General features: G+C 60.8%; 4 protein-coding genes, 1 tRNA gene and 2 pseudogenes. All 7 read left to right on the forward strand.

The window, feature by feature from the left end:
- Positions 1 to 283 precede the first annotated feature (283 nt).
- The 7 genes and pseudogenes from NEZ08_RS04355 to NEZ08_RS04380 all read left to right on the forward strand — a co-directional run bounded on the left by NEZ08_RS04355 (position 284) and on the right by NEZ08_RS04380 (position 4658).
- Positions 284 to 360: transfer RNA gene (locus NEZ08_RS04355), tRNA-Arg, on the forward strand.
- Between the two features lie 478 nt (positions 361 to 838).
- Positions 839 to 1210 (forward strand): helix-turn-helix transcriptional regulator, encoded by a 372-nt coding sequence (locus NEZ08_RS04360; protein WP_298104030.1) that lies wholly within the window; start codon positions 839 to 841, stop codon positions 1208 to 1210.
- Positions 1203 to 1728: pseudogene (locus tag NEZ08_RS25735) on the forward strand (arsenate reductase ArsC). Before NEZ08_RS04360 ends, NEZ08_RS25735 begins: the two are co-directional and overlap by 8 nt.
- 26 nt (positions 1729 to 1754) lie before the next feature.
- Positions 1755 to 2165: pseudogene (gene arsC, locus NEZ08_RS25740) on the forward strand (arsenate reductase (glutaredoxin)); the annotation flags it as partial.
- 13 nt (positions 2166 to 2178) lie between these two features.
- On the forward strand, positions 2179 to 3234 hold the full coding sequence (arsB, locus tag NEZ08_RS04370; protein ID WP_298104035.1) for an ACR3 family arsenite efflux transporter: 1056 nt from the start codon (positions 2179 to 2181) through the stop codon (positions 3232 to 3234).
- On the forward strand, positions 3234 to 3956 hold the full coding sequence (gene arsH, locus NEZ08_RS04375; RefSeq protein ID WP_298104038.1) for an arsenical resistance protein ArsH: 723 nt from the start codon (positions 3234 to 3236) through the stop codon (positions 3954 to 3956). Before arsB ends, arsH begins: the two co-directional genes overlap by 1 nt.
- A 486-nt stretch (positions 3957 to 4442) precedes the next feature.
- Positions 4443 to 4658, forward strand: a complete 216-nt coding sequence (locus NEZ08_RS04380) for a heavy-metal-associated domain-containing protein (RefSeq protein WP_298104041.1) — start codon at positions 4443 to 4445, stop codon at positions 4656 to 4658.
- The last annotated feature ends 24 nt before the right edge of the window (positions 4659 to 4682 follow it).

A 4682-nucleotide genomic window follows, 5' to 3' on the forward strand; every position in this document is an offset into this window, starting at 1 on the left:
TGCCCTCCGAAGGCTGAGGTCAAGGGGTTTTGGATTACGAAGGAGATTGAGACTACAAAGAAAATCAACGCCTTATTCGGCAGATGCATTCCGCTCAGAGGCCTCGAAAATCTCGCGTAAGCACCGCGTAAGCAATCTGGGGTGCGGTGTAGCGAGGAGCCGAGAGAGTCGGCGTAGCGAACGAGCGCAGATCGCTCCGGAATGGATTTGAAGGCGATTGAGATTTGATATGGCGTGGTTCGGTTGACCAAAGTCGGTCGGCGGGACTAGGTGAAGTTTAAAGGCACCCGTAGCTCAGCTGGATAGAGTGTCGGCCTCCGAAGCCGAAGGTCACAGGTTCGAATCCTGTCGGGTGCGCCATCTCCTCGATGCCAAGGTTGGGGTCGAGGGTTCGAATCTCTTCGCCCGCTCCAAAATCTCTTATGTCCGTTTTGGAACTGGTCTTTGAGGGATATCGCGCGGGGCGGCGCTGTCGTTCGGCAAGGACGTCGCCAAGCTTTCTTGCTGTGCCGGTTGAGCGCGCCGTCATGATCGAAGTACTCGACAGGTGCGCGCTGGACCCGAGGCCGGCACCCTGATTTGAACCCACCAAGATCTGGCGATCAGCGATTGTGAAGTGGCGCAAACGGGAGCACAGGATCGCAGAAGTGCGTGGTGGCGGGCGCCCGCAACACCTGATTCTTGCGATTGGTCGAGAGCGCCATTCCGAGGCTCGCGGCGTGATCTCACGAGCGAGAACGTCGAATTGCGCTCACGATTGCCAGGCTCCCTCGTCGAGATAAGAAGCTCGAGATAAGAAGGTCTTGTCACACTTCCATATGTCGATTAGTCTCGACATATGGAATATGAGCAAGCCATTCTCGCTTTTGCAGCGCTCGCCCAGCCAACCCGGCTCGACGTCTTTCGGTTGCTGATCGAACACGAGCCGGATGGTCTGCCCGCCGGCGAGATCGCGCGACACTTGGCTGTGCCCCACAACACCATGTCGACCCACCTCGGTATTTTGACCCGCGCCGGACTGATCGCGGCCGAGCGGCACAGCCGTTCCATCATTTTTCGCGCGCAGCTTGAGGCGGTCCGGGCGCTCACTGGCTATCTGGTCAAGGATTGCTGCGGCGGTCGCCCAGAGATTTGCGCGCCGCTCATCGCCGACCTCACATCCTGCTGCCCTACCCAGAACACCATCACCAAGGAGGCCGTCCATGGCTGACCGGGTCTACAACGTCTTGTTCCTCTGCAACGGCAACTCAGCCCGCTCGATCCTGGCCGAGGGTATTCTCCGCAAGGATGGCGCCGGGCGCTTTAACGCCTTCTCAGCCGGAAGTTACCCAAAGGGGACGGTCAACCCGCTCGCGCCGAAGGTGCTGGCGAGCTTTGACTATCCCGCCGCCGGTTTCCGCTCGAAGAGCTGGGAAGAGTTCGCAGGTCCCGACGCACCGGTCATGGATTTCGTGTTCACCGTCTGCGACGACGCCGCGGGCGAGACCTGTCCCGTGTGGCCCGGCCAGCCGATGACCGCGCATTGGGGCATTCTGGACCCCGCGGCGGTCGAAGGCTCCGGCATCCAGAAGGAAGCCGCCTTCGTCACAGCGTTCCGCTATCTCAAGAACCGTATTTCGGTCTTCACGGCGCTGCCGCTGAAGAATCTCGACAAGATCGCGCTCGGCACAAAGCTGCGGGAGATCGGTCGATCCGAAGGCGACATCGCCCCGCCCGAGCGCGGCGTGAGGCCCATCATGGATATCGTCATCTACCACAACCCCGACTGCGGCACGTCGCGCAACGTGCTCGGCCTGATTCGCAACGCAGGCTTCGAGCCGCATGTCGTCGAATACCTGAAGATGCCGCCAGCGCGAGCGTTGCTGGCGCAGCTTATTGAGCGCATGGGCGTCTCGATGCGATCTGTGCTGAGGGAGAAGGGCACGCCCTATGCCGAGCTGGGATTGAGCGATCTGAGCCTGACCGATAATCAGCTCCTCGACGCGATGATGGCGCATCCGATCCTGATCAATCGTCCAATTGTGGTGAGTCCGCTCGGCGTCAAGCTATGCCGCCCCTCGGAGGTCGTGCTCGACATCCTACCGGCGAGTCAGCAGGGCGAATTCCACAAGGAAGATGGCGAACTGGTCGTCGATGCCAGCGGCTGCCGTGCGGCGACGGCCTGAAAGAGAACTGTTCATGTCCATCTTCGAACGCTGGCTGACCCTCTGGGTCGCGCTCTGCATCGTGGCCGGCGTGACGCTCGGCCATTTACTGCCGGGGGCCTTTCACGCGATCGGGGCGGCCGAGGTCGCTAAGGTCAATCTCCCGGTTGCGGCGCTGATCTGGCTGATGATCGTGCCGATGCTCATCAAGATCGACTTCGCGGCGCTCGGCCAGGTTAAGGAGCACTGGCGCGGCATCGGTGTGACGCTGTTCATCAATTGGGCGGTCAAACCCTTCTCGATGGCGGCGCTTGGCTGGTTGTTTATCGGATACCTCTTCCGTCCCTATCTGCCGGCCGCCCAGATCGACAGCTACATCGCCGGTCTGATCATTCTCGCCGCCGCGCCCTGCACGGCCATGGTGTTCGTCTGGTCGAATCTCACCAACGGCGAGCCCCATTTCACGCTGAGCCAGGTGGCGCTCAACGACACGATCATGGTGTTTGCCTTCGCGCCGATCGTCGGCCTGCTGCTCGGCCTGTCCGCTATCACCGTGCCGTGGGACACGCTCGTCCTGTCGGTCGTGCTTTACATCGTCGTGCCCGTCATCTTCGCGCAGTTCCTCCGGCGCCAGTTGCTCGTGACCGGTGGTAAAACGGCGTTGAAGCGATTGCTGGACCGACTGCAGCCGCTATCCCTCGTCGCGCTGCTGGCGACATTGGTTTTGCTGTTCGGCTTTCAGGGCGAGCAAATTCTGGCGCAGCCGCTTGTGATCGCGCTCATCGCCGTGCCGATCCTGATCCAGGTCTATTTCAATGCCGGCCTCGCCTATCTGCTGAACCGCATTTCGGGTGAGCAGCATTGCGTCGCCGGCCCATCGGCCCTGATCGGCGCGTCCAACTTCTTCGAGCTGGCTGTCGCCGCTGCCATCAGCCTGTTTGGGTTTCAATCAGGTGCGGCGCTGGCGACTGTGATCGGCGTGCTGATCGAAGTGCCGGTCATGCTGACAATCGTCTGGATCGTGAACCGATCAAAGGGCTGGTACGAACGCGGCCAGGCAGCACCGCGTATCGTCAAAGAGGCGCGTTGATGCAGCCGCCTGATTTGGCGGATGTGCCGAACATCGATCCCCACGCGTTCGAACGTCCGGCGGTGGCCGCGCTTTTGCCGGACCCACCGACGCACCCACCGCGCATTCTGTTGCTGTATGGGTCGCTCCGCGAGCGATCGTTCAGCCGGTTTCAAGCCCAGGAGGCGGCTCGCCTTCTGGAAGCCTTCGGCGCCGAGACCCGCATCTTCAATCCCAGCGGCTTGCCGCTTCCGGACGATGCGCCGGCCGATCATCCGAAGGTCCGGGAGTTACGCGACCTGTCGGCCTGGTCGGAGGGACAGGTGTGGTGCAGCCCGGAGCGCCACGGTGCCATGACTGGCATTATCAAGGCGCAGATCGATTGGATTCCGCTGGCGATCGGCGCGGTCAGGCCGACGCAAGGCAAGACACTGGCCGTCATGCAGGTGAGCGGTGGCTCGCAGTCCTTCAATGCTGTTAATCAGATGCGCGTCCTCGGCCGCTGGATGCGCATGATCACCATCCCGAACCAGTCCTCTGTCGCAAAGGCCTACGAGCAGTTCGACGAGGCGGGCTGGATGAAGCCGTCACCCTATTACGATCGTGTCGTCGATGTCGTGGAGGAGCTGGTGAAGTTCACGCTGCTGACGCGTGGTCCCTCCGCCTACCTCGCCAGCCGCTATAGCGAGCGCAAGGAGGCGGCGGAAAAGCTGGGCGCGCGAGTCAAGCTGGCCGCGATCTGACTCATAAGCGCTATTTGAAGGATTGTCGAAATAGCGCAGACCATGACTATGGTGCAACTATAGTCTGCGCTTCAGAATGCGGCGGGCAGTCGAATGGCCGCTCTTGATGCTCAACCGATTATTGCCGATCGAGAGTGTCTTCTGCCGAGAATACTCACCAAGCCTTCGTGAACGCGCAGGATCTCAGTTTCAGCTCTGCTCGCAGCGCGGCAACAACCTCCATCATCAGGCTCGCCGAGACGTGGCGGAATCCACTTGACTCTGGAGTTAACTCCAAGGCTTAGCGTCGAACTGTCACGGCATGGCCATGCTGTGAGGTCAAGTGTTCTCAGGTCCTAACGCCACCGGAGGCTCACTTGCCGCGGCGCTATGCGCCGCAAGTTACCGGGTGTGCCAGCTCACGTGGAGATTGAGCAGGTGCACTCGGACGCAAATAGCGGAGAAAGCTATCGGGCTGCGCCGATAGTGCCTGTAATGGAGCAACATATGAAAACGACAACTTTCAAGATCGAAGGCATGAACTGTGATGGCTGCGCCAATACCATCAAGACCCTGGTCGAAAGTGAGCCAGGCGTACGGATGGCGACGGTCTCGTTCGAAGAAGGTCAAGCCCGCATCCTCTATGACCCGCAAAGTACCGGCGAGGATCGCCTCGTGGCGGTGATCCAAAAGCCCGGCTTTCGCGTCGCGGGTCGGCACTGATCGAATTCAGCGCATGAGCGTGGG

The sequence above is a fragment of the Bradyrhizobium sp. genome (genome assembly GCF_027451485.1).
Lineage (GTDB): Bacteria > Pseudomonadota > Alphaproteobacteria > Rhizobiales > Xanthobacteraceae > Bradyrhizobium.